19 protein-coding genes and 2 pseudogenes are annotated in these 23,833 nt (G+C 73.9%); 8 read left to right on the forward strand and 13 right to left on the reverse strand.

Annotated features, from left to right (window positions below; all coding sequences use genetic code 11):
• Nucleotides 1-298: 298 nt before the first annotated feature.
• Nucleotides 299-1,426: pseudogene (locus IHE55_RS15175) on the forward strand (AI-2E family transporter); the annotation flags it as partial.
• Nucleotides 1,427-2,064: 638 nt separating this feature from the next.
• Here IHE55_RS15175 and IHE55_RS15180 read toward each other — a convergent pair.
• A pseudogene (locus IHE55_RS15180) lies at nt 2,065-4,212 on the reverse strand (ATP-binding SpoIIE family protein phosphatase); the annotation flags it as partial.
• 234 nt (nt 4,213-4,446) lie between these two features.
• Between IHE55_RS15180 and aspS the strand changes: the two are divergent.
• Both aspS and IHE55_RS31305 read left to right on the forward strand, forming a co-directional pair.
• Nucleotides 4,447-6,258: an aspartate--tRNA ligase gene (gene aspS, locus IHE55_RS15185; protein ID WP_197989520.1), complete on the forward strand. Its 1,812-nt coding sequence runs from the start codon at nt 4,447-4,449 to the stop codon at nt 6,256-6,258.
• Nucleotides 6,259-7,326: 1,068 nt separating this feature from the next.
• On the forward strand, nt 7,327-8,250 hold the full coding sequence (locus IHE55_RS31305) for a L,D-transpeptidase family protein (RefSeq protein ID WP_443742623.1): 924 nt from the start codon (nt 7,327-7,329) through the stop codon (nt 8,248-8,250).
• 148 nt (nt 8,251-8,398) lie between these two features.
• Here the strand turns inward: IHE55_RS31305 and IHE55_RS15195 are convergent, their stop codons facing one another.
• Entirely contained in the window at nt 8,399-8,890 is a 492-nt protein-coding gene (locus IHE55_RS15195; RefSeq protein WP_307826669.1) for a winged helix-turn-helix transcriptional regulator, read from the reverse strand.
• Nucleotides 8,891-8,985: 95 nt separating this feature from the next.
• Between IHE55_RS15195 and IHE55_RS15200 the strand changes: the two genes are divergently transcribed.
• Entirely contained in the window at nt 8,986-9,498 is a 513-nt protein-coding gene (locus IHE55_RS15200) for a tautomerase family protein (RefSeq protein ID WP_197989521.1), read from the forward strand.
• Here IHE55_RS15200 and IHE55_RS15205 read toward each other — a convergent pair.
• The 8 genes from IHE55_RS15205 to IHE55_RS15240 form a co-directional block, all read right to left on the reverse strand.
• Nucleotides 9,488-10,459 (reverse strand): oxidoreductase, encoded by a 972-nt coding sequence (locus IHE55_RS15205; RefSeq protein WP_197989522.1) that lies wholly within the window; start codon nt 10,457-10,459, stop codon nt 9,488-9,490. The two genes, IHE55_RS15200 and IHE55_RS15205, sit on opposite strands and share 11 nt — an antisense overlap.
• 110 nt (nt 10,460-10,569) lie before the next feature.
• Nucleotides 10,570-10,695, reverse strand: a complete 126-nt coding sequence (locus IHE55_RS15210) for a DUF397 domain-containing protein (protein WP_307826670.1) — start codon at nt 10,693-10,695, stop codon at nt 10,570-10,572.
• Nucleotides 10,696-10,764: 69 nt separating this feature from the next.
• Nucleotides 10,765-11,940, reverse strand: coding sequence for a methyltransferase domain-containing protein (locus tag IHE55_RS15215; RefSeq protein ID WP_307826671.1), 1,176 nt, complete (start codon nt 11,938-11,940; stop codon nt 10,765-10,767).
• Nucleotides 11,937-12,902, reverse strand: coding sequence for an ATP-grasp ribosomal peptide maturase (tgmB, locus tag IHE55_RS15220; RefSeq protein WP_197989524.1), 966 nt, complete (start codon nt 12,900-12,902; stop codon nt 11,937-11,939). Before tgmB ends, IHE55_RS15215 begins: the two co-directional genes overlap by 4 nt.
• Nucleotide 12,903: 1 nt before the next feature.
• Complete coding sequence (locus IHE55_RS15225) at nt 12,904-13,203, reverse strand: hypothetical protein (RefSeq protein WP_232265570.1); 300 nt, start codon at nt 13,201-13,203, stop codon at nt 12,904-12,906.
• A gap of 95 nt (nt 13,204-13,298) precedes the next feature.
• Nucleotides 13,299-13,709, reverse strand: coding sequence for a hypothetical protein (locus IHE55_RS15230; protein ID WP_197989525.1), 411 nt, complete (start codon nt 13,707-13,709; stop codon nt 13,299-13,301).
• Between the two features lie 201 nt (nt 13,710-13,910).
• Complete coding sequence (locus IHE55_RS15235; RefSeq protein WP_232265571.1) at nt 13,911-14,117, reverse strand: DUF397 domain-containing protein; 207 nt, start codon at nt 14,115-14,117, stop codon at nt 13,911-13,913.
• Nucleotides 14,114-14,965 (reverse strand): helix-turn-helix domain-containing protein, encoded by an 852-nt coding sequence (locus IHE55_RS15240; protein ID WP_197989526.1) that lies wholly within the window; start codon nt 14,963-14,965, stop codon nt 14,114-14,116. Before IHE55_RS15240 ends, IHE55_RS15235 begins: the two co-directional genes overlap by 4 nt.
• Nucleotides 14,966-15,208: 243 nt before the next feature.
• Here IHE55_RS15240 and IHE55_RS15245 point away from each other — a divergent pair, with 243 nt between their 5' ends.
• From IHE55_RS15245 to IHE55_RS15260, 4 genes are all read left to right on the forward strand, one after another.
• On the forward strand, nt 15,209-15,643 hold the full coding sequence (locus IHE55_RS15245; RefSeq protein WP_197989527.1) for an ATP-binding protein: 435 nt from the start codon (nt 15,209-15,211) through the stop codon (nt 15,641-15,643).
• Nucleotides 15,640-15,831 (forward strand): hypothetical protein, encoded by a 192-nt coding sequence (locus IHE55_RS15250; protein ID WP_197989528.1) that lies wholly within the window; start codon nt 15,640-15,642, stop codon nt 15,829-15,831. Before IHE55_RS15245 ends, IHE55_RS15250 begins: the two co-directional genes overlap by 4 nt.
• Nucleotides 15,831-16,112, forward strand: a complete 282-nt coding sequence (locus IHE55_RS15255) for a hypothetical protein (RefSeq protein ID WP_197989529.1) — start codon at nt 15,831-15,833, stop codon at nt 16,110-16,112. Before IHE55_RS15250 ends, IHE55_RS15255 begins: the two co-directional genes overlap by 1 nt.
• Nucleotides 16,113-16,420: 308 nt before the next feature.
• A complete protein-coding gene (locus tag IHE55_RS15260; RefSeq protein WP_197989530.1) occupies nt 16,421-17,440 on the forward strand; it encodes a GNAT family N-acetyltransferase in 1,020 nt (339 codons plus the stop codon).
• A gap of 120 nt (nt 17,441-17,560) precedes the next feature.
• On the opposite strand, the gene IHE55_RS15265 is transcribed toward IHE55_RS15260, so the two are convergent.
• From IHE55_RS15265 to IHE55_RS31310, 3 genes are all read right to left on the reverse strand, one after another.
• The gene (locus tag IHE55_RS15265) at nt 17,561-17,998 is read right to left on the reverse strand and encodes a DNA-binding response regulator (RefSeq protein WP_232265572.1); all 438 of its coding nucleotides are present in this window, start codon (nt 17,996-17,998) and stop codon (nt 17,561-17,563) included.
• Nucleotides 17,999-18,316: 318 nt separating this feature from the next.
• On the reverse strand, nt 18,317-20,056 hold the full coding sequence (gene metG, locus IHE55_RS15270) for a methionine--tRNA ligase (RefSeq protein WP_197989531.1): 1,740 nt from the start codon (nt 20,054-20,056) through the stop codon (nt 18,317-18,319).
• A gap of 438 nt (nt 20,057-20,494) precedes the next feature.
• Entirely contained in the window at nt 20,495-23,470 is a 2,976-nt protein-coding gene (locus IHE55_RS31310; protein WP_232265573.1) for a VWA domain-containing protein, read from the reverse strand.
• Between the last annotated feature and the right edge of the window lie 363 nt (nt 23,471-23,833).

A 23,833-nucleotide genomic window follows, 5' to 3' on the forward strand; every position in this document is an offset into this window, starting at 1 on the left:
TGCCCCGCCGGTCATCCTGCCCGGCCGGCCGCCCTGCCCCGCCGGTCGCCCTGCCCGGCCGGTCACCCTGCCCGGCCGGCCGACACCGGGCCCGGTCGGTCACCGCACCACCGTCTTCACGCCGCCGCGCCATCGTCTTCAGGCCCCGCACCACCGCCGTACGCCGCCGCGTCCCGTCGAACGCGGCGAGGACCCGAACGGCCGGGCCCCCGCCACGGAGATCGTCGCCCCGAACGGCCGTCGCCCCGACGGCTCGGCTCCGCGCGCGGGGGCCGGGGCGCCGTGATCGGCTGGAGGGGTGCCGAACCGGACGACACACGGTGAACCGCTGCTGCCCGACCCCGTGCGCCGCCTGGCCGCCTGGTGCGTGGTGCTGCTGCTGGTCGCCGGGGTCGCCGGGGTCGGGATCTGGCTCTGCGCCCAGCTGAAGACCGCGGTCACGCCGGTGCTGCTGGCCCTGCTGGGCACCGCGCTGCTGGGGCCGCTGCACCGGCGCCTGGTCCGGATGGGGGTACAGCGGTCGGTGTCGGCCGGGCTGACCTGTCTGGCCCTGGTCGCGGTGGTCGGCGGCGCGGGGTACATCGTGGTCAGCGCGCTGGTCGAGACGGGTGACGAGATCCTCGCCGCGCTGAAGGACGCGGCGCGGAAGCTGTCCGACCACTTCGGCACCGCGGGCACCTCGGTCGACGACATCGCCTCCAACGCACAGGAGCTGTTGAGCCGGTTCGGGAGCACCGCCACCACCGGTGTGCTCGCCGGGGTGAGCGTGGTCGCCGAGATGACGGGCCTCGCCGTGCTGGCGCTCTTCCTCACCTTCTTCTTCCTGCGGGACGCCGACCGGGTGACCGGCGCGCTGCACGCGCTCGCGCCGGGCGGCAGCGGACCCCGGCTGGAGGCGATGGGCCGCCGGGCGTTCGCTGCCGCCGAGGGGTTCATGCGCGGCACCACGATCATCGCGCTGATCGACGCGGTGCTGATCACCATCGGGCTGCTGATCCTCGGTGTGCCGGGCGCGGCCGGCCTGGGGGCCCTGGTGTTCGTGGGCGCCTACATCCCGTACCTGGGGGCGTTCCTGTCGGGAGCGGTCGCGGTGCTGGTGGCCCTGGCGGACGGGGGGCTGTCCCGCGCGCTGTGGACGCTGGGCGTGGTGGTGGCGGTGCAGATGATCGAGGGGCACGTGCTCCAGCCGGTGGTGCAGAGCCGCACCGTCCGGATGCACCCCGCCACGGTCATGATCACCATCTCGGCCGGCGCCGGTGTCGCGGGCATCCTGGGCATGCTGCTGGCGGTCCCGCTGACCGCGGCGGCCACCGGCGTGTTCCTCGAACTGCGCGAGGAGTACGGACGTACGCCCCCGGAAGCCGGCGCCCCGGAAACCGGAGCCCCCGGACCCGGCGCGCCGGGGCCCGGCGCGGAACCCGGCACCGGGGAGGGCGGCGGCGGGCAGGACGGCCCGGGCGGGGGACCCGGGGGACATGGGGCACGGGGCCGGCCGAGGGGACGGGTCCGGCCGGCCCCCGGACCCAGGACCCGGCGCCCCCCGGTACGTAGCGCACCGGCGGCCGCCGTCACCCCGTGCGCCGCAGTCCCGCGCGTGTGCGGCCGTCACCGTGCGCCGCCGTCCCCTGCGCGGCACGGTTGCCACCCCGTACGTCCCGGACCCCCGGCCGCCACCCTCTGTCTCCAGGCACCGGCCGCCGGCCTCCCTCGTACACCGCCGAAGGCGGGCGCGCTCCGCCGCGCCGCACCCCGCCGGGCGGCCCACGCCACGCCGGCCGTGCCAGGGGCACGGAGCCCCGCCGGGCGGACGGGCCCCCACATCCCGCCGGCCGCGCCGACCCCGGCCGAACCCGCCGGTCGGACGAGCCCCCACACGGGCGACCTGCACCGCGCCCGCGCCCGGCGAGCCGTCCCCCACCCCGCCGGCCGGCACCTCGCCCCCGCCCCGACCCGCACCCGCGCCCGGTCGCCGACCCGCACCCCGCCGACCTGCACCGCGCCCGCGCCGACGTCCCCACCCCGCCCACCTACACCCCCGCCGGCCTCCCCGGCCGTGCCGGGCCCCGCCGGGGAGGCCGGCGGCTGCGCGGGCCCCGCCGGGGTGGCGGGCGGTTGCGCGGGCCGTTCGTACAGCTGGAACCAGATGCCCTTGCCGTTGCCGCGCGGATCGACCCCCCAGGCGTCCGCGAGCGTCTCCAGCAGCAGCAGTCCCCGGCCGGAGGCGGCCAGCTCGCCCGGGTGGCGGCGGTGCGGCAGTTCGTCGCTGCCGTCGGCGACGTCCAGCCGCAGCACCCGCCGGCCGGGCGGGCCGCTGACCTCGGCGAGCAGCAGCGCGTCGCTCTCGGTGTGCACCAGGACGTTGGTCACCAGTTCGCACAGCAGCAGCACCGCCGACTCCACCCGGTCCGGGTCGTCCCAGTCGTGGAGCAGTTCGCGCAGCTGGCGCCGGCACTCGGCGACGCGTTCCGGCTCGGTCTGGGCGACGGCCATCGCGGTGCGCCGCGACGGGGAGCCGCCCGGGCCGACCACGCACACCTCGGCGTCCCGGCTGATCAGCAGCAGCGCGATGTCGTCCTCGCGGCGGTCCGGGAGCGGGCCGGTGGTGTGGTGCGAGGCGGGCCCGAGCACCGCCTGGAGGAGCGCGTCGGCGAGCGTCTCCAGGCAGCCGGCGCCGTCCCGCCAGGGGTGTGCCTCGCAGACCCGCCGGATGCGCTCCCAGCCGGTCTCCAGGTCGTGGCCGCCGGTCTCGATCAGCCCGTCGGTGCACATCAGCAGCGTCTCGCCGATGTCCAGGTGGATGCGGGTGATGGGGTAGTCGGTGTCCGGGTCGATGCCCAGCGGCAGGCCACCGGCGGTGGGCCGGGTGATCATCGTGCCGTCCGGCAGCCGGATCGCGGGGTCGCTGTGGCCGGCCCGGGCGACGTTGAGCACCCCACCCACCGGGTCCACCTCCACGTACAGGCAGGTCGCGAAGCGCGGGTCGTAGCTCTGCTCGGGTTCGTGGCCGCTCTCCGCCAGCCCGGCCAGGAACCGGGAGGCCCGGGAGAGCACCGCGTCCGGGTGGTGCCCCTCGGAGGCGTAGGCGCGCAGCGCGATCCGCAGCTGGCCCATCAGCCCGGCCGCCCGGACGTCGTGCCCCTGTACGTCCCCGATCACCAGCGCGGTACGGCCCGAGGGCAGGTCGATCACGTCGTACCAGTCGCCGCCCACCTGGAGTCCGCCGCCGGTGGGCACGTAGCGTGCGGCCACCGTCAGCCCGGGTATGTCGGGCTTCGCGGCCGGCAGCATGGACCGCTGGAGCCCGGCGGACAGCTCCCGTTCGCTCTCGTGCACCGAGGCGCGGGAGAGTGCCTGGGCGAGCATCCGGGCGATGGTGGAGAGCACCGACCGGTCGTCCGGGGTGAACGCCACCGGATGGTCGAACGCCGCCATCCACACGCCCGTCACCACGCCCGCCCGGACCAGCGGCAGGAACGCCCAGGACCGGCGGTTGAAGCGCTCGGTCAGCCGCCAGGCGGCCGGGAACCGTCGCCGGTACGCGTCCGGCGACGGCAGGTACACCGCCTGGCCGGTGCGGACCACCTCGCCCGGCGGGTGGTCGCCGTCCACCGTGAGGGTGAGGAACGGCTCCCGGTCCTCCGGCCGGTGCCCGTAGTGCCCGATGATCGTCACCCGGCCGGCCTCGACGCCGAGCACCGCCATCCCGGTGGGTTCGAAGCCGGGCATCGACAGCCCGGAGACCACCCGCAGCACCTCGCTGGTGGAGGACGCCTCCGCCAGCGCCCGCCCGGCGTCCAGCAGGAACGCCTCCCGGCTGCGCCGCCGGTCGCCGACCGGCGCGCGGGTCTCCGAGGTGCCCGGCGGCGGCTCCAGCACCTCCTGGAAGGTGCCCACCAGCCGCTGGCCGCCGTCGACCACCAGCAGGCGGCTGCGGTTGCGGACGGTCCGCAGCACCGTCCCGGTCCCGTCCACCACCCGGACCCGGGCCTCCGCCACCCGGTTCTCGTCGACGGACAGCTGCCCCGCCGACATCAGCTCGACCCAGTCCACCGGGTGGAAACGGGCGCGCAGCGCCGCCTCCGTCAGGGTGACGGGTTCGGCGGGCAGCCCGAGCAGCCGGGCGGCCTCGGAGTCGAGGTGGACGGAGGCCGAGGCGCTGTCCCACCGCCACATGCCGGTCGTGAGGGCGGCCAGAACATCCTCGGTGTGCATTGCACTACTTTAGGAGGATTTTCCCTGGGCTTACCAGTGAAGCCGGTGTCGCCGGTACCCTTGCGGGTGGCCTGAGTGTGTCCTCATGCACGACGGTGTCCACCGCGGCCCCGCCCCTGCGGACCAGAGCACGGCCTGCCGACCGAGCAGGCGCTGGCGACCGGAGCAGGCGCCGGCGGACCGGACGGCGATGGGCCACCGCCCTGTCCGACCAGACGACGACTTGGATGAACGATGCATCGGTACCGGTCCCACACCTGCGGCGAGCTCCGTGCCGCCGACGTCGATACCGACGTCCGGCTCTCCGGCTGGCTGCACAACCGTCGTGACCTGGGCGGCATCCTCTTCGTCGACCTCCGCGACCACTACGGTCTGGTGCAGCTGGTGGCCCGTCCCGGCACCGCCGCGAACGAGGCGCTGAGCCACCTCACCAAGGAGACCGTGGTCCGGATCGACGGCCGGGTCATCAGCCGTGGCGCGGACAACGTCAACCCGGAGCTGCCCACCGGCGAGATCGAGGTCGAGGTCTCGGACGTGGAGGTGCTCGGCGGCGCCGACCCGCTCCCCTTCACCGTCTTCCCCGAGGACGGCGTGAACGAGGAGCGCCGTCTGGAGTACCGCTTCCTGGACCTGCGCCGGGAGCGGATGCACCGCAACATCATGCTGCGCTCGGCCGTCATCGCCTCCATCCGGCGGCGGATGACCGCGCTGGGCTTCAACGAGCTGGCCACCCCGATCCTGTCGGCCACCTCGCCCGAGGGCGCCCGCGACTTCCTGGTGCCCTCACGGCTGCACGCCGGCAAGTTCTACGCGCTGCCGCAGGCCCCGCAGCAGTTCAAGCAGCTGCTGATGATCGCGGGCTTCGACCGCTACTTCCAGATCGCGCCGTGCTTCCGCGACGAGGACGCCCGCGCCGACCGCTCGCCCGGCGAGTTCTACCAGCTCGACATGGAGATGAGCTTCGTCGAGCAGGAGGACGTCTTCCAGGTCATCGAGAAGGTGATGACCGACCTGTTCGAGGAGTTCGGCGGCGGCCGGCACGTCACCTCCCCGTTCCCGCGCATCCCGTTCCGCGAGGCGATGCTCCGGTACGGCTCGGACAAGCCGGACCTGCGCGCCAAGCTGGAGCTGGTGGACGTCTCGGACGTCTTCGCCGGCTCCGGTTTCAAGGCGTTCGCCGACAAGCACGTCCGCGCCCTGGCCGTGCCGGACACCGGCGAGCAGCCGCGGAAGTTCTTCGACCAGATGGGTGAGTACGCCGTCGAGCAGGGCGCCAAGGGCCTGGCCTGGGTGCGCGTCGGCGAGGACGGTTCGCTCACCGGCCCGATCGCCAAGTTCCTCACCGAGGAGAACGTCGCCGCGCTCACCGGGGCGCTGGGCCTGAAGCCGGGCACCGCGGTGTTCTTCGGCGCCGGGGAGTTCGACGAGGTCTCCAAGATCATGGGCGCGGTGCGGGTCGAGGCCGCCAAGCGCGCCGGCCACTTCGAGGAGAACGTCTTCCGGTTCTGCTGGATCGTGGACTTCCCGATGTTCGAGAAGAACGAGGACACCGGGCAGATCGAGTTCTCCCACAACCCGTTCTCCATGCCGCAGGGCGGGCTGGACGCGCTGAACACCAAGGACCCGCTGGACATCCTCGCCTGGCAGTACGACATCGTCTGCAACGGTGTGGAGCTGTCCTCCGGCGCCATCCGGAACCACGAGCCGGAGGTCATGTACCGGGCGTTCGAGATCGCCGGGTACAGCAAGGAGGACGTGGAGCGCGAGTTCGGCGGCATGCTCCGCGCCTTCAAGTTCGGCGCCCCGCCGCACGGCGGCATCGCCCCGGGCGTGGACCGCATCGTGATGCTCCTGGCCGACGAGCCGAACATCCGCGAGACCATCGCCTTCCCGCTCAACGGCAACGCGCAGGACCTGCTGATGGGCGCCCCCAGCGAGGTCGAGGAGGCCCGGCTGAAGGAGCTGCACCTGTCGGTCCGCAAGCCCGCGCAGGTCAAGCAGTCGGCGCCGGCGGCGGCGAAGCAGGACGGCGGCGCCGAGGCGTAACCGCTCCCGGCTGCCGGCCGCCGCGCCCGGCGGCCGTTCCCCGGGGTGTGTCCCCGGCCCGCGTCCCGGGTGTGTGACCCGGCGTGAGACCCCGGCCGTTCGCGGCCGGGGTCCCGCTGTGTCCGGGCCCGGGCGGGGCGCGGTCGCCGGTGAAGCGGGGCCGCCCGGCGGGGCCGCGCGCCGTACGCGGAGGTGCGGGACCTGCACGCCGGGCCGTACGCGGGGGGCGTAGGGGGCGGCCGTACGCGCGCCGGCCGGGCGCGGCCCGTCCCCGGGGCCGTCTTCGGAGCCCGTCCCCGGGGCCCGTTCCGGGGTGGGGCGGGGGAGCCGTACTCCCCGCGCATGACCGCACCCCGGGCGCGGGACCGTCCGCGGGGGCGGGCACGACCGTCCACGGGGCGCGGCCTGTCCGGGGGGCCGGGCGCGAACGTCCGCCGGGCAGGACCGTGCGCCGGGCGCGGAGTCCGTGGCGGGGCGTACGCGGCGTGCGCCGGAGGCCGGTGGGCGCCGGATGCCCGCCTCCGTTCCCTCGATCCAGCGGATCTCAGGATTTCCTATGATCGGCCGAATCCGCCGACCTGACGACCCCTCGGCCGGCCCGGCCGGCACCGCGACCGTACCCGCGCCGCTGCCCGCCGGGGCCCGTCGCGTGCCCCGTCGGCGCGCTCGTGACCAGCGAGGACCCCGGGCCGCCGGAGCGTACGGGCGGGCGGCGGACGGCCGGCCGGAGCGGCACCGCGGTACGGACCGCCGCCCGTCGGCGCACCCCTTGCACGGCGCCGGAGAGGCGCTGTACCGGCCTCCTTCCGGTCGTCACCGGTGGGCGGAGCTGACAGGCTGTTATGTGGGGCCCGGCAGCCGGGCCGCCCGTCGGTACGCGCCCGCCCGGACCCGGGAGTGACGTTCCGTCGCCCGGCCGGGTCCGGCCCGGAACCGGCCCGCCGGCCGCCGGGCCCGCCCGCCACGGCCCACGCGCCCGCCCGCTCGACACCGGAAGGACGACCGATGCCCGATCGCCTGGCCCTCACCCGTCGTGCCACGGTTGCCGCGCTGCTGTTGTGCACCGGGGTGCTGACCGGTTACGGGACGTCGACGGCCGGCGGGGCCGGCACCGCGGCCGGTACCGCGTACGGCACTCCCGATCCGTCCGGCCCCGCCCGGGCCGGCGACCGCCCGGCCCCGGCCGCGGAGGCGGACTCCCCGGGCGGGGCACGGCCCGCCGCGGGCCCCGACCCCTCCTCCGGCGGCGGCGCCGGCACCGGGAGCACCCCGGGCGGCCCCGGGCAGCGGGCCGCCGAGCCCCGCGGGGCCGCGCCGGCCGGCGGCTTCGGCGCCGAGCACCCCGGGGGCACCGGCCACTCCGGGTACTCCGGCCCCGCGGCGGCGCTCGCCGTCCCGGTCGGCCACCCCCGGCTGCCCGGCCTCGGCCCGGAGACCTCCGCCGCGGTGCCGCGGAACGCCCGCCAGGCGGTGGTGGTGACCGGCGAGGGCCCCGACTCCCCGCACTCCGCCGTCGTGCTGTACGAGCGCACCGCGACCGGCTGGACGGCGGGTCCCCGCTGGCCCGCGCACAACGCCCTGCGCGGCTGGACCGACGACCACCGGCTGGACGACCTGCGCTCGCCGCGCGGCGTCTTCGGCCTCACCGACGCGGGCGGGCTGCGCCCGGACCCCGGTGCCAAGCTGCCGTACGACCACTCGGGCGGCTTCGTCGCCACCGGCCTGGGCTTCGAGGGTGAGCCGCTGACCGGGTCCTTCGACTACGTGGTGGCGATCAACTACAACCGGGAGCCGGGGACGTCCCCGCTGGACTGGACCCGCCCGCTGGGCGAGGAGAAGGGCGGCGGCATCTGGATCCACGTGGACCACGGCGGCCCGACCCACGGCTGCGTCTCCATCGCCGAACGGCACATGAGGGAGCTGCTGCGCGCCCTGGACCCGGAGCGGCACCCGGTGGTGGTGATGGGCGACGCGGATTTCCTCGCCCGCTGACCGGCCGTCGGCCGCCCTCGGGGACCGGTCGCGTCCTGGGCCACCCGCGCCCCCCGGCCCGGGCGTACGGGCCGGCCCCCGCCGTCCGGCCTCCGGCCGTGCCGCGGTGAGCGATGGGTGACGGCCCCTCCGTCCGGCCCGGACCGCGTCAGGAGGGTTCCACGAAGCGCGCTCCCGGGCCGGGCGTACGGGCGATGGCCTCCGGCGGCAGGTGGGTGTGTCCCGCCGCGCACTCCAGGACGAGCCGGACGGGCTGGTCGCAGACCTCCTCCCCGGCGGGCCGGTGGCGGACGACGACCGACGGCCCCTGCGGATCGGCCAGGTAGGTGTCGCCCCACTCCAGCAGCGCCACCAGGGTGGGCCGCAGGGCCATCCCCTGTTCGGTCAGCTCGTACGCGAAGCGCTGCCGGTCGCCGGGGTCCTGGTAGGGGACCCGGCGCAGCACGCCGGCCGTCACCAGCGTGTCCAGCCGGGCGGCCAGCAGGTTGCTGGCGATCCCGAGGCGGGTGCGGAACTCCCCGAACCGGCGTGCGCCGTCCAGGGCCTCACGCACGATCAGCAGCGACCACCGCTCGCCGACCACCGCCAGGGCCCGCGCCACCGAGCAGTTCACCGGGTCGATCCTCCGCTGCCTTTCCACGGGCTCACCTTAACCACCTGGGTTGACAATCTCCACCCAGCATCCCTAGCGTCCTCCCCACCCTGAGTTGAGGAATTAAATCCAGGAGGTGGGCCGTGCCCATGCTCGACGTGTACATCCCTGACGGCGCGCTCGGGCCCGGGGCCGAGGCGGCGCTGGTGGACCGGCTCACCGAGATCCTCATCCGTCATGAGGGGTTCGACCCCGCCGATCCGGCGACCCGCGCGGTGTCGTGGGTGTTCGTCCACCGGCCGGCCGCCGTCCACGTCGGCGGGGCACCCGCCGACGCGCCCCGCTACAAGGTCGTCCCTTCGGTGCCGGAGGGACAGCTGGACGAGCAGGGGCGGGCCGGTGTGGTCGCCGAGGTCACCGAGGCGGTCCTGGACGCGGAGGAGGGTGCGTGGCCGCGTGACCCGGGCCGCGTCTGGGTGTTCCCCACCGAGGTCCCCGAGGGGCACTGGGGCGGACGCGGGCGGATCACCCCGCTCGCGGCCATCCTCACCCGGCTCACCGGCCATGACGCACGGCGCGCCGGCACGCTCGCGGCCCGCCGCATCGCGGCCAGCCGGGCCGCGCGCTCCCGCGTGCCGCGCGGGTTCACCGGATGAGCGGGGTGGCGGCGGTCGCCGCGGCGGACAGCTCCCACAGCCGTGCCGCCGCGCCGGGATCGACGGCGTGGGCGCGGACCCCGCCGTCGTCCATGGGCGTGTCCGGGGCCGACACGTCGGCGACGTCGCAGTCCTCCAGGTACAGCCCGCCGAGGCCGTCGAGGAGCGGGGAAGTGGCGGCCCACAGGCCGGTGGCGGCGCCCTGGGAGGGGGTCTTGAAGCCGGCGCCGACGACGTTGCCGTGCTCGTCCACCCACCCGCGGTCGATCTGCTCCCGGAGCGTCATCTCCCGCTGGAGCCCGGTGATGATCTTGCCGGGGTGGAGCGCGAACGCCCGCACGCCGTCGTCGCGCCCGAGCGCGTCGAGGTGGACGGCGAACAGGCTGTTGGCGGTCTTGGCCTGGCCGTAGGCGAGCCACTTGTCGTAGCCGGTGCGGAAGTGCGGGTCGTGCCAGCGGATGCCGGTGAGGGTGTGTCCGGCGGAGCTGTTGACGACCACCCGCGCACCGCCGGCGGCGGCCAGCAGCGGGTACAGCTCACAGACGAGGGCGAAGTGCCCGAAGTGGTTGGCGGCGAGCTGCCCCTCCCAGCCGGGCCCGACGCGCCGTTCCGGGGTGGCCATCACCCCGGCGACGGCCATCAGCAGGTCGAGCGCGGTGTGGGAGATACGGATGTGCGCGGCGGCCTCCCGCACGCTGCGGAGGTCGGCCAGGTCCATGGGGACGACCTCGCAGCCCGCCACATCGGAGAGGGCGGCGCGCGCGGTGCCGGGCCGGCGCGCCGGGACGACCACCCGGGCCCCGGCGGCTGCCAGGGCGCGGGTGGTCTCCAGGCCGAGCCCGGAGTAGCCGCCGGTCACGACGGCGGTCCTCCCGGAGAGGTCGAGGCCGGCCAGAACGTCTTCGGAAGTGCTGTCGGCGTTGAAGGGCGAGCCGAGCGGCCGCTGATCGGTGCTGGTCATGGCGGCGACGCTACGAGCTGGAGTCGGGTCTAGATCAAGTCCCGGTCCGGGGTACGAGGCGCGGGCTGCCGGGCCCGTGCGGAGCCGCTGGTGCACCGGTGAGGTGCGCCTCATGCGTACGGCAGCCGCCAGGTGATGAGGGGGGCGAACTCGCCGGCCTTCGCGCCGAGCAGGAACGCGCCAAGCTCTGTGCGCGTGGTGGTCAAGACGACGCCGGGGTCGTCACTCTCACGCACGTCAGTGGGTGTAAAGGACAGCGCCCCGGCAGGTGTTCCGCCGGGGGCGCTTCGAGTTGCGGAGAGGGGTCAGAGTGGCCAGGCCCGGCCGGTGGGGATGTGCCACACGTGGGCGGAACCGTCGGCCTCGCGGCGGTAGCCGAACTGCGTGTGGTCCGGCCGTCCCTCCAGGTTCCACCAGTTCCACGCGTCCTCGACCCGGTGCCACAGCTCAGGCGACCCGCCCACGGTAACGGTCTGCGGGCCGCTGAGCGGGGCGCGGGCCCATGATCCGTCGGGGTGCTGAAGCTGGATGGCCATGGCGCCGGTGTCGTCGTCGAGGTGGTAGACCAGTTCGACGGTCGGCAGGTGGAAGGCGAGCAGGAGGCGGAACGGGTAGTGCGCCCGGATGTCGGCGGCCGTGACCGTGGTCGGTCGTGTGTGGGTCGCCGGGGCCTGCGCCGGCCGGTTGGCGGCCGGGTAGGTGTGGGCGTCGCCGCGGGCCGCCATGAACCGGCCGCCGCCGGCGGTGAAGCGCCCGCTCCCGGACCGGTCGGCGTCGATCGTCAGACGTACGACTCCGCCCTCGATGCCGAGTGCGATGTCGGTCAGGATGAGGCCGCCGGGGCGAGTCTGCTCGACCCACGCCGGGGGCACCGCAGGCACGGAGCAGGTGGCGATGACCCGGTCGAACGACGCGTCGCCGGGGTACCCGTCCCGGGCGTCGCCGGCGGCGAGGTGCGGCTCGTGGCCGAGCTGCGCGAGGCGCCGGCGGGCGGTCTCCACCAGGTCCGGGACGACGTCGGTCGAGTAGACGTGGCGGGAACCGAGGCGGGTGCAGAGCAGGGCGGTCAGGTAGCCGGTGCCGGTGCCGACGTCCCAGACCTGGTCTCCATCCCGCACGCTGAGATCTTCCAGCATGCCGGCGATGACGCTTGGCATGGTGTTGGACGACGTCGGAAGACCTGTCCACGCGTCGTCGTCCACCTGCTCGGCGGTGGCGGGGTCGAGCGCGGTCACGAGGGTCTGATCGCTGTACACGGCGTCGAGCCACGCGCCGCGGTCGTCGTCGGCGTCGCGCCGTCGCCAGACAGCGAGACCCTGCTCGTTGGTCTCCTGGCTGTACCACTGCGGCACGAAGAGGTGACGCGGCACCGCGGCGAACGCGGTCACCCACTCGGGGGTGCGGAGCGCACCGGTGTCGCGCAGCTCCTCGACCAGGGCGGCGAGGCGCGGTCGGGCGTTGGCGATCTGGGTGTCGTTCACGCGGGTACTCCTTGCAGCTCGTCGGCGATGGCGTCCGCGATGGGTAGTCCGGTCTCGGCCTGAATCCAGTCCCATTCGCCGCACGGGTTGATCTCCAGGAACGTCCACTCGCCGGTGGGGGAGACGACGAAGTCCAGTGCGCCGTACCGCAGGCCGAGGCGGCGCATAAGGCTGCGCACGCCGTCGGCGATGTGGGGCGGGGTGCCGGTGGCGCGGTAGCTCAACGAGCGGTAGTCGCTGCGCCAGTCCGTGTGTCCGGCCGGCGTGTCGCTGCGGACCTCCGCGGCGAGCAGCCGGTCGCCAGCGACGGTGAGGCGTACCTCGTACGCCTTATCGACCCACGCCTGAAACAGGTGGGCGGTGGTCTCGATGCCGCGTAGGTCGTCCAGGTCGTGCTCGGTGAGCCGTCGGGTGTAGACGACTTTCATCTCGTCGTCCTCGATGAGAACGGGGGAGGCCACCGGCTTGCAGATGAGGGGGCCGGCGATGTCGCCGGCGAACGCCCGGACGGCGTCGGGCTGGTTGGTGATGAGGGTCGGGGGGATGGTGAGGCCGGCCTCGCGGGCTGCGGCGAGCTGTAACGGCTTGTACTCGGCTCGCGACATGGCGGCGGGCTCAGAGACCCAGCGGCAGTCAAGGGCGGTGATGATGCCGCCGAGGCCGGAGCGTGCCTGAGCTGCGGCGAACCTGCGCTCGGGGTCGCTCATGCCCTCGGGTAACTGGAAAGGGGTGGGCCGGCGGTAGTAGACGGCGGTGACCTCGGACAGGTCGATTGCGTGGTGTGCGTTGGTGATTCCGCCGGACCACCCTCGCCGGGCGTCGATGCGCCCGGCGAGGGTGAGGGCCTGCGGGAACTCGCAGGCATCCATGCGGAACACGCGCGCCCCTCGCTGGGCCAGCACCGCGACGACACGGTCGGTAGGCCAGTCGTCCCGGGCGGCGATCACGAGGATGGTGGCCATGTCAGTCCTTGGTGCCCTCGTCCAGCGGCGGCGGGTTCTTGATGTTGCCATCCGGGACGGTGGGGCTGTGAGTGGCCATGTAGGGCAGAGGCCCGTCGTAGACGCTGACGGACATCTGCGCCTGCTCGTCGTAGACGGCCGGCGGCCTGACGATGGCCTGCGAGGCGTCGGGGCGCTGGGCGTGTCGGAGAATCCACGGGCGGGTGGTCGGGCTGGTGGGCGGCTCGCTGCTGTAGGGGATCGCCCCGCCGTCGGGGGCGAGGGGGAACGCCTCGCGCGGGTGGGTGAGTGTGGTGATCACGAACGGTTCCTCTCGTCGGGGTTCGTTCGGTGCGGGTGGTGCTGGGTGGGGCGCCGCCGGCGGACCGCTCCGCCGGCGCCCCTTCAAGGGGTGGATCACCGGTGCGTCCGGTGCCCGGGGTCCACCCCGGCTCGTGGTGTCGCGGCGCGGTAGGCGCACGCGGTGGGGCGGGGGAGTGGCAGCACGGGATGCGCGGTCAGCTCGACGCGTACGGCGCCGGACCGGCCGGAAAGGGAAAGCGGGTCCCCGGCGCGGAGAGTGAGGAGGGCGAGGGCCTGCCCGTGGTCGAGCCAGCGGAAGGCGGCGCGGGCGTCGTCGGGGCTCATCAGGTGAAGGACGACCCGGAGTTGGGTGCGTAACCAGATGAGCGCGGACGACGGCTCGTGGGCGAGATGGGTGACCGTGGTGGCGCGGGTGTCGCCGGGGTGGCGTGAGTGGACGGTGAGGCGGCACCACCACGCGGGTTGGAGGACCGTGCTCGGTCGGCTGATCAGTAAGTGACGCACGGTCGTCCCTCCTGCCGTGGCTGGGTACGCGCAGACTTTGGGGATGACGAGGGCTGGGCCTCTGACCCGGTTGGCGACGCAGAGCGACCGTAGCGCTACCGGGTGAAGCGTCGCAAGGGTTCTACGTCAAACGGGTGCGACCAGTGTGCGGCAGAGCCCCCCGGCTGGCCGCGGGGGGGCTCCTGAAGTCCTCGCCGTCGATCAGGCCAGGTGGTCGAATTCTCCGGACTTGATGCCGAGGATCAGTGCACGCAATTTTTCGGGTGTGGCGGCTATTACGGAGTGAGGCGTGTCGCTTTCGCGTATGAGGATCGATTCATTGGAACGGGCGAGTTCGACGCATTCGTTTCCCTCCGTCGAGAATGAGGATTTCTGCCACTGAATTTCCGGCATAGTCAGCGCCTTCATAGTTGTTGTGCGATATCGTGTATGAGTTCGCGAGTGCCCTCCGGGGGGAGGGCGATCTCCTCGACCGCATCCATGATGGCCCGGTAATTGGCCAGGTGGGTCTCGGCGTCAAGCAATGCACTGCCGTGTGATACGTCGAGATGGACGGTGTCGAGTTTCGGAACCGGTCCCGACGCGTACACCGTGGACATCCCGGTGTTGTGGAAGGCTCCTGCCGAGAAGGGGATGGCGCGCACCGTGATGTTGTCGCGCTCTGATGCCTCCAGCAGGCGTTCGAGCTGAGTGCGCATGACTTTGGGGCCGCCCACGGTCATGCGCATGGCCGCCTCGTGGATCAGGAAGGTGCACTGCGGCGGATCGGCCTTGTCAAGGATGTCTCGGCGCTTCATCCGATATGAGAGGCGGCGTCGAAGTTCTGCTGGAGCGGGCTTGGGGATGGCTGTCGCGAGAACTACCTGCGCGTAGTCCTCGGTCTGTAGCAACCCGGGTACATGCATGATCTGCACCGTCCGCAGGGCGCGGGCGTGGTATTCCATCTCCGCCACGTCCAGCGCGCCCGTGGACACCCCGCCGCGATACTCCTCCCACCATCCCTTGACCCGTTCTTCGGCCATGGCCGCCAACGCGTCGATATACGCGACATCTGCGCACTCATAAATCCTCGCAAGTGCCCGCACCCGCTCATGGCTGACGCCGAAACGTCCGGCTTCGATGTTGCTGATGCCGGTGCGGTTGGTGCCGAGTTGCTCGGCGGCTTGCGGAGCGCTCATGCCGGCTTGCTCGCGAAGCTTGCGCAGTTCCGCGCCGAGCCGTCGCTGTCGGGCCGTCGGCGCTGCTCTGGGTGGCACGTCTCCTCCATGACTCTGCGTCGGGCCAATGCTGCCATGAGTCGCTTCCCGAGCGACACACGGTGCCAACCCGTTCTACTGTTTGGGTAGCACTGGTTCTACGCTCTGCTCTATCGTCCTGTCATCGCCGCGCCGCGCACGCCAGTAAGCCCGCAGTGCAGCTACCGCGCGCCCTCACGGGGGCGCCCCGGGGGTGGCCGAGCCACGGCGGCGAGCGGCGCACTCACCGCATCGGGAGACACCATGACGCATCTGTTAGCGGTCCCCTCGGGATCGGAGAGCTACCGTCTGACCGGGCCGCGCACGCCCAGACTGCCCAGCATCGCCCGCGACTTCCTCGCCCGCGTGCTGCCCTCGACCGTCCCCGTGGACCCGGACACGCTGTACGCCGCGAAGGTGTGCGTCTCCGAACTGGTCACCAACGCCCTTCGGCACACCACCACCCCCGCGATCACCATCGAGACCACGGTCGGGCAGGACCGCTGCGTGGTGCACGTCCACGACAACAGCCCGGACCCGCCCCTGCTGGGCCGCGCCACCCTGGACCGTGAACACGGACGCGGCCTCGCCCTGGTGGAGCGGTACGCCGAGACGTGGGGGTCCGCCCTCTACGGCGGCGCGTCCCCCACACACAAATCGGTCTGGTTCCGCATCGCCCTCCGGGAGCGTGCCCGGTGATCGAACAGGCCGGTCCCGTGGTCATCGCCCGGGTGGCGGCCGGTGAGACGCGGCTGCGCTTCCGGTCCTCGACCGGTCACACCCAGCAGGTGTCCCTGCCCGACGACGTCGCCCGCGAGCTGGCGGCCGATCTCGGACTCCTGCTCGGCTTGCGCCTGCACCCCCGGCAACGGGACGGGGTGGACTGATGCCGACGCCCATCGACGGCTTCCTCCTGGCCACGATGGCGGTGGCCATCGGCCTGAGCGCGACCGCCCTCGTGGTGATCGCCGCGACGCTCCCCAGCGGGCGGCGCGGGGTCACGCCTCCCCCGGTGCGCCGGACCGGGCACACCTACGACTGCCACTGCTGGAGCACCCCGGTGCGGGTGACCGTACAACCGCCCACCGGGGGCAGACGCGCCCCGTACCGGCGCGCGCCGCGCCATGCGGGCCGGGCCGCGGGCGGCGGCCACGTACGGCGGGAGTGAGATCGGAGCCGTCACGGCCCGTGCCTGACGCGGTAGCGGGCAGAACCGGCCGGCCCCGCCTGGACATGACAGTTGTCGTGGCACGGGTTCGGGGCCGGGGCACGACGGCGGCCGTGGCCCCTGCGGAGCCGCCGGTGCACCGGTGAGGTGGCCGGGCGGACCGGTCCGGGCGGGCGTGAGTTCGCGACCCGGCCGGACGGGGGAGCGCTCCGCCCGCGGAAAAGCGGTTCCGCGCCCCGACGGGCACGCCCTACGCTTCCGTGGTCGCGAGACCGCACGGCGAACGCAAACGGGGGCCCGGTGTGGGCATGAACAGGGGCAGCGGGCCGGTACCGGCGGAAGGGACGTCCGGGCACGTCTTCCGGCCGTATCAGGGCCCGGCGGACCACGCCGCCATGGCCGCTGTGCGACTGGGCTGTGCGGAGCGGGACGGGACCGACGCCCGCTCGGTGGTGGAAGGCATCCCGACGGCGGCAGGGATCGCCGAAGCCTGTGCCGGACTGGACGACCCGGCCCGGGACCAGATCCTCGTGGAGCACGACGGTGACGTCATCGGCTACGCGACGATCCGGTGGTGGCAGGAGCGGGACGGGACGTGGCTGTACCTGCACCGTGGATACCTGCTACCCGAACACCGCGGCCGGGGCATCGGCTCGGCGATGCTCGGCTGGGCGGAGAACCGTGCCGCCCGGCTCGTGAGCCGGCACGGAACCGCACCGATGGCCGTGCTCGGCGGCAACGCCATGGCCTCCGAAGAGGAGGCGACGGCACTCCTGCTGGACTCCGGGTACCGGCGGGTCTTCAGCCTGGTGGAGCTGGAGCTGGACGATCTCCGGCGGCTCCCCGACGGCAGGCCGCTGTCGGCCGGTGTCCGGATCGGTGCCATCGGCCCGAGCGACTACCGCGCGGCGTGGAGAACGGTCGTCGATTCCTATGCGGGTGCCGCCTTCACCCCGGAGTGGACGTTCGAGCGCTTCCTCGCCACGGCGGACCCGACCTGCTGGCGGGCCGCCTGGGACGGGGAGGAGATGGCCGGCGTCGCCCTGTGTTTCCTCCGCCGGCAGGACCCCACCGTGGGTGAGGTAGAGGAGTTGAGCGTCCGAACGGCGTCGAGGCGCCTGGGCCTGGGACGCGCCCTGCTGCTGGACGGGTTGCGATGCCTGCGCGAGCACGGTGCGCAGACGGCCCGGCTCTACACCGGGACGGAGAACCCGAACCGCTCCTACGACCTCTACGAGAGCGTGGGGTTCCGGCGCCGCAACGAATACGTGCGCTACCGGAAGCCGCTGGCCGCCCGGCCAGCAGGGGAGGAACCCCCGGCGCCCTGACGGCGCGGGGGCGCGGGCGGGACCTCTGTCCGACCGGCGCCGCAGAGAGAGGCGAACTCGTTCGCTGACAAGTCCGCGCCCGAGGGCCGTGCCCGGGCCGGGCGGGAGCGGACGCGTCGGTCAGGGGCCCTCGGGTCCGTCGTGCGGGTCCTGGTCGAGGCGGTCGAGTACGGCCGTGACCCCGCACGGCCCCGGGCCGCGGGTGCGGGCCACCCGGTGGACCGCGCGGAGCAGGCGGCGGGGCGTGGTGCGGTGCTGCCAGAGCACGGCCCGCACGCCGTACTCCATGACCACCATCAGGTCCGCCTCCCGCAGCTCCCCGGTGACCAGCACCACCGGCTGCCGGCCACCGCGCACCAGCCGGCGCAGTTCGGTTCCGGCGCGCTCGTCCAGCCGCTCGGCCAGCATCACGGCCACCGCTCCGCGCGGCTCGTCGGCGAAGGGGCGCGGCCGCTCGATCAGGTCGATGCTGGTCTCCTGCTGAAGATGACGCACGACCCCGGCCCGGAACACCGGGTCGGGGCCGTGAACCGTCACCGTGACGCGTCCGTCCGACACGGGTCCCTCGTTTTCCCTATGGTTCGCGGAGTACCAGAGTCATCGAGGGGGTTAAACGTTCCCTTGCCGATAGCTCAACGGGGCTGAGCGGGCAGGGACTCGGCCGGGGCGGGCCACCGGGAGCCCGGCGTGGGCCCGTCGGACGGACGGGCGCCGGACGGGCGGCCCGGGACGTCTCCTGCCCCCGCCGGGCCGGGGACGGCGGAAGGGACCGGGGCCGGGGACGGCGGAAGGGGCGGACCGGTCCACCGACCGGATCCGCCCCCACCGTCCGTCGTCGCCCACCGGACGCGCCCGCGCGCGGCGGGCACCCGGGCGTCAGGCGCCGGGCGCCTCCGCGTCCGACGCCGCCACGCCGCCGAAGCGCTCCCGGTACGACTCCAGGTCCTCTTCGGTGATCTTGGCGAAGAGCACCGGCGGAACGGTGAAGGAGGTGCCCGCCGGAACCGAGTTCAGCGCCGCGGCCTCCTCGGCGGACACCCAGGCCGCCGTGTCACCGGCGAGCGCGAACGCGGACCGCATGGCCGCGGCCGACGCCGGGATGAACGGCTCGGACACCACCGCGTAGAGGTGGATCAGGTTCATCGCGGTGCGCAGCGTCAGCGCGGCGCCGTCCTGGTCGGTCTTGATCTCCAGCCAGGGCGCCTTCTCCTCCAGGTAGGAGTTGCCCGCGCTCCACAGGGCGCGCAGCGCGGCGGCGGCCTTGCGGAACTGGAGGGCGTCCATCTGCGCCTCGTACTCCGCGAGCAGCCGGGCGATCTCCTCACCCAGCCGGGCCTCGGCCTCCCCGGCCTCCTTGCCCGCCGGCACCTCGTCCCCGAACCGCTTCCGGGAGAAGGACAGCACCCGGTTGACGAAGTTGCCGAGGGTGTCGGCGAGGTCCTTGTTGACCGTGGCGGAGAAGTGCTCCCAGGTGAAGGAGGTGTCGTCGGACTCCGGGGCGTTGGCCATCAGGAAGTAGCGCCAGTAGTCCGCCGGCAGCAGCTCCAGCGCCGCGTCGGTGAACACGCCCCGCTTCTGCGAGGTGGAGAACTTCCCGCCGTAGTAGGTGAGCCAGTTGAACGCCTTGACGTGGTCCACCTTCTTCCACTTGTCGCGGGTGCCCAGCAGCGTCGCCGGGAACATCACGGTGTGGAAGGGGACGTTGTCCTTCGCCATGAACTCGGTGTAGCGGACGGTGTCGTCCGCGTCGTACCACCACGACTTCCAGTCCCGGGTCGCCGGGTCGGCGTCCGCCCATTCCTTCGTCGCGCCGATGTACTCGATCGGGGCGTCGAACCAGACGTAGAAGACCTTGCCCTCGGCGGCCAGCTCCGGCCAGGTGTCGGCCGGCACCGGCACGCCCCAGTCCAGGTCGCGGGTGATGGCGCGGTCCTGGAGGCCCTCGGTGAGCCACTTGCGGGCGATGGAGGAGGCGAGCGTCGGCCAGTCCTTGCCGTGCTCGTCCACCCAGGCGGCCACCTCGCCGGCCAGCTTCGACTGGAGCAGGAACAGGTGCTTGGTCTCCCGGACCTCCAGGTCGCTGCTGCCGCTGATCGCCGAGCGCGGCTCGATCAGGTCGGTCGGGTCCAGCACCCGGGTGCAGTTCTCGCACTGGTCGCCGCGGGCCTTGTCGTAGCCGCAGTGCGGGCAGGTGCCCTCGATGTAGCGGTCCGGCAGGAACCGGCCGTCGGCGTTGGAGTACACCTGGCGGATGGACCGCTCCTCGATGAACCCGTTCGCCTTCAGCTCCCGCGCGATGGTCTGGGTGATCTCCACGTTCTGGGTGGAGGAGCTGCGGCCGAAGTAGTCGAAGGACAGCCCGAAGCCGTCGTAGACCGCCTTCTGGGCGTCGTGCTGCTGGGCACAGAAGGTGTCCACCGGCAGGCCGGCCTCCTTGGCGGCCAGCTCGGCGGGGGTGCCGTGCTCGTCGGTGGCGCAGATGTAGAGCACCTCGTGGCCGCGCTGCCGCAGGTACCGCGCGTACACGTCGGCCGGGAGCATGGACCCCACCATGTTGCCCAGGTGCTTGATCCCGTTGATGTAGGGAAGGGCGCTGGTGATGAGGTGTCGAGCCATTGCAGGCTGCTCCCAAGTAGATGCCGTGAGTGACGTTCGGCTCGTGGGGCGCGGACGCGTTCCACGGCCGTCGTTATCGTATCCGAGCGGTACGGGCCAGCCGTTCTCCTTTATCCGGCGGGAAGGCGTGGCCGCAGCGGCCGGCGGACGGTGGGCCGGGAGGCTGTGGCGGGCCGGGGCGGACGGGGCCGTGGCGGGCCGGGGCGCGAACGTGGTGCGGCCCGGCGGGGTGCCCGCCCGGTCGTGGGCCGACGGGCGCCGGACGTGCGGCAGGGGTGCCGCGGTGGTCCCGCGGCACCCCTGGGCGCTGTGACATGCCTCTGTGCGCTGTGGCGCGCCTGTGCGCACACCCCTTGCGCGCTGTGGCGGGCCTGTGCGCTGTGCGGCCGTTTCCCGGGGGCGGCCGTGCCCCCGGGTGGAGGCGGCCGCCGTCCCGGCTCAGTCCTTGATGATCCCGGCGGTGCGGGCGGCGCGCAGCCAGGCCGGGAACTCCGACATCAGTTCCCGGTAGAGGTCGGCGTCCGCCACCTCGCGCGGCTCCAGGCCCGCGTGGAAGAAGCCCGCGTTGTCGATCACCCGCTTCTCCGGCACGGCCAGCTCGTCCAGCTTGCGCAGGAAGTCGAACCCCCTGGCCTCCGGGTCGCCGAAGCCGATGAACTGCCAGAAGATCGGCAGTTCGGCGGCCTCGCAGAGTGCCTTCTCGGCCGCCGGCTTGCTGGTCGGCGCGCCGTCCGTCTGGAAGATCACGAACGCGGGGGCGGTGCTGCCGGAGGCCCGGTAGTGCTTGACGACCGCCTCGATGGCCCAGTGGTAGTTCGTCCGCCCCATGTGGCCGAGCGAGGAGTGCAGTTCGTCGATCCGGCCGGCGAAGTCGTCCAGCGCGAGATCGGCGGTGCCGTCGACGTCGGTGGAGAAGAACACCACCGGCACCGTGCCGTCGTCGTCGAAGTGCGCGGAGAGCGCCAGCGCCTGCTCGGCGAGGTGCTGCACCGTGCCGTCCTTGTAGTAGCGGCGCATCGACCCGGAACGGTCCAGCACCAGGTAGACGGCGGCCCGCTGCCCGTCGAGCCCGTGCTGCCGTACCGCGCCGGCCGCCGCCTTGAAGAGGCTGACCAGGGCGGGAGCCTCCGCCTCGACCTTGGCGAGCGACACGGCGGGACCTGCGGCTTCCTGTTCGGCGTCGGGGGTGTCGGAGGTGTCCTCGGCGTCGGCGGTCTCCTCGCTGTCGGCGGACTCCTCGCCGCCGGCGGTTCGCCCGGTGGCGGGGGTCTCCTCGGCGTCGGCGGTCTCCTCGCTGTCGGCGGACTCCTCGCCGCCGGCGGTTCGCCCGGTGGCGGGGGTCTCCTCGGTGTCGGCGGGCCGGTCGGCGTTGGCGGCGTCGGACGCGGTCTCCGGCTCGGAGGTCTCCTCGGGCTCGGCGGCCTGGTCGGCGTCGCCGGTGGCGGGGGTCTCCTCGGATTCGGGGGCCTGGTCCGCGTCGGCGGTCGCGGGAGTGTTCCGGGTGTCGTCGGGCTCGTCGGCGTCGCCGGTCGGCTCGTCGGCGGGGGTGTCCTCGGCGTCGGCGGGCTCCTCGCCGTCGGCGGTCCGCTCGGTGGCGGGTGCGTCGGGCGTGGTCTCCGACTCGGGGGTGTCGTCGGGCTCGGCGGCCTGGTCGGCGTCGCCGGTGGCGGGGGTTTCCTCGGGTTCGGCGGTCCGGTCGGTGTCGGCGGTCGCGGGAGCGTTCCGGGTGTCGTCGGGTTCGGGGGCGGGTTCGGCCGCCTCCTCCGGTGCCGTCTCCGTCTCGGCCGCTGCGGCTTCCGGCTCGCCCTCGGTTGTCGCCTTCGGGCTCTCGGCCTTGTCCAGGCCCTTCGCCGCCTCCGGGTCCGCGTCCCCCGGGCTCTTCGCCACCTCCGGGATCTCCACCGCTTCCGGGCGGCCCTCCGCCGCCTCGTCCTCGGCCTCCGGCTGGGGCTCGTCCTTCGGTTCGTCGTCGGCTTCGGGCTGCTGTGCCGGCTCCTGGTCGGGCTCCGGCTCGGTGGCGGCCTCGGGCTCTGCGTCCGCATCCGGCTCGGTGACAGCGTCGGACTTGGCGTCCTGCTCGGCGTCCGCGTCCGGCTCGGACTCGGTTGCCGGCTCGGGCTCCTGCGCCGCCTTCTGCTCGGGCTTCGCGTCCGGTTCGTTGTCGGCTTCGGTCGCCGTGTCGGTGTCGGGAGCGGTGTCCGCCTCGGGCTTGGACCCGGTCTCCGTCTCGGCGGGCTGCGCCTCTGCTTCCGCTTCCGCCTCCGGCTTCTGCTCGGCGTCCGCCTCCTGCTTCGGCTTGTCGTTGGCCTCGGGCTCCGGTGCCGCTTCCTGCTCGGGCTCCGGCTCGGTCGTGGCCTCGGACTTGGCGTCCGCCTCCGGCTCGGTGGCAGCGTCGGACTTGGCGTCCTGCTCGGCGTCCGCGTCCGGCTCGGACTCGGTTGCCGACTCGGGCTCCTCCTCCGGCTTGGCCTCCGCCTCGGCGGCCTCCCGCTTCGGCTCCGCCTCGGCCTCCGCCTCCGGCTCGGTCGCCTTAGTCGTCTCCGGCTCGGGCTTGGCCTCCGCCTCGGCGGCCTCCCGCTTCGGCTCCGCCTCGTCCTCCGGCTTCGGCTCGGTCGCCTTCGTCGTCTCCGGCTCGGGCTTGGCCTCCGCCTCGGCGGCCTTCCGCTCGTCCTCCGGGGCCGGGGTGCTCAGCAGTTCGTCCAGCGTCTTGAGCGGCCGGGTGAGGGCCGGGTGGTTGAGCGTGGGGTCGGACGACAGGTCGTCGTCCTCGTCGGCCGCGTGGTCGCCGTCCGAGGACGGGCGCGCCGGGGACGTGCCGTCCGTCGTCGCGGTGCCGTCCGCCGGGGCAGCGCCGTCCGCCGCCGCGGCGTCGGTGGCCGGCTCCGCGGTCGCGGCCACCGCCGCGGGACGGGCCTCCTGCGGCTCGTCCTCCTCGGTGCGGCCGGAGGACGCGGGGGCGTCGTCTTCGGCCTGGCGACCGGCGGAGGTGCCGCCGTCCGTACCGGTGCGCTGCGCGGGGACGTCCGGCGTGGCGTCCGTACCGCCACCGGCCGACGTGCTGCCACCGGCCGTCGCGCCGCCCTCGGCCGTCGTGTCGTCCCCGGCCGTCCCGCCGTCCTCGTCCGTCGTCGTACCGCCGCCGGCGGTCCCGCCGGTCGCGGAAGCGGGGCGCTCGTCCGGCCCGGTGCCGGCGGACGACGCCGGCCGGTCGTCGGCCGGCGCCGCCGGCCGGGGCTCCCCGGCGGTGCCGGCTCCCTCGGCCTCGCCCTTGGGGGCGGCCTCGGAGGCAGCCGCCTCGCCGGCGCCGGACTCCGCGTGCTCGTCCGGGACAACTGCCGCCTCCGGACCAGCCGTTTCGTCCTGCTTCGAGCGGGAACGGCCGAAAACCTTGCGCAGCAGGTCCCGTATACCCATGGGAGAACCTCTCACGTATCGAGTGCCAAGCGGTGCACGGCGACGCATGTCCCGTGGTGCGCAAAGGCTAGCGGGCCGCCCCTGCCCGGTTTCCGGGCGCGCTCCGGCCCGGCACGGCCTCGTACCGGCGCGTCACCACGTGTTCCGCCGCGCCACGGTGCCGTACGCCGCACCACGGTGCCGGTCCCGGAGCGCGACCAGCCCCCCCTCGTGCCCGGCGCCGTGCCGGCGCGCCACCACCCGTAGCCTCGCACCGCCGCGCGCACCGGGCCGGCCGGCGGCCCCGGCCCTGCACCACCGGCGGCCGTACGTCGGCGAATCCACGTCATCCTCACGTTCATGTAACCCGTCGCTCACCCGGTA

Source organism: Streptomyces pactum (assembly GCF_016031615.1).
Classification (GTDB): domain Bacteria; phylum Actinomycetota; class Actinomycetes; order Streptomycetales; family Streptomycetaceae; genus Streptomyces; species Streptomyces pactus.

Bases quoted from the DNA above. Each gene is read 5' to 3' on its own strand.
- IHE55_RS15255 (WP_197989529.1), top strand. From the start codon at position 15,831: ATGCCGACGCCCATCGACGGCTTCCTCCTGGCCACGATGGCGGTGGCC.
- IHE55_RS15205 (WP_197989522.1), bottom strand. From the start codon at position 10,459: ATGACCAGCACCGATCAGCGGCCGCTCGGCTCGCCCTTCAACGCCGAC.
- metG (WP_197989531.1), bottom strand. From the start codon at position 20,056: ATGGCTCGACACCTCATCACCAGCGCCCTTCCCTACATCAACGGGATC.
- IHE55_RS15235 (WP_232265571.1), bottom strand. From the start codon at position 14,117: ATGAAGGCGCTGACTATGCCGGAAATTCAGTGGCAGAAATCCTCATTC.
- tgmB (WP_197989524.1), bottom strand. From the start codon at position 12,902: ATGGCCACCATCCTCGTGATCGCCGCCCGGGACGACTGGCCTACCGAC.
- IHE55_RS31310 (WP_232265573.1), bottom strand. From the start codon at position 23,470: ATGGGTATACGGGACCTGCTGCGCAAGGTTTTCGGCCGTTCCCGCTCG.
- aspS (WP_197989520.1), top strand. From the start codon at position 4,447: ATGCATCGGTACCGGTCCCACACCTGCGGCGAGCTCCGTGCCGCCGAC.
- IHE55_RS15245 (WP_197989527.1), top strand. From the start codon at position 15,209: ATGACGCATCTGTTAGCGGTCCCCTCGGGATCGGAGAGCTACCGTCTG.
- IHE55_RS15260 (WP_197989530.1), top strand. From the start codon at position 16,421: ATGAACAGGGGCAGCGGGCCGGTACCGGCGGAAGGGACGTCCGGGCAC.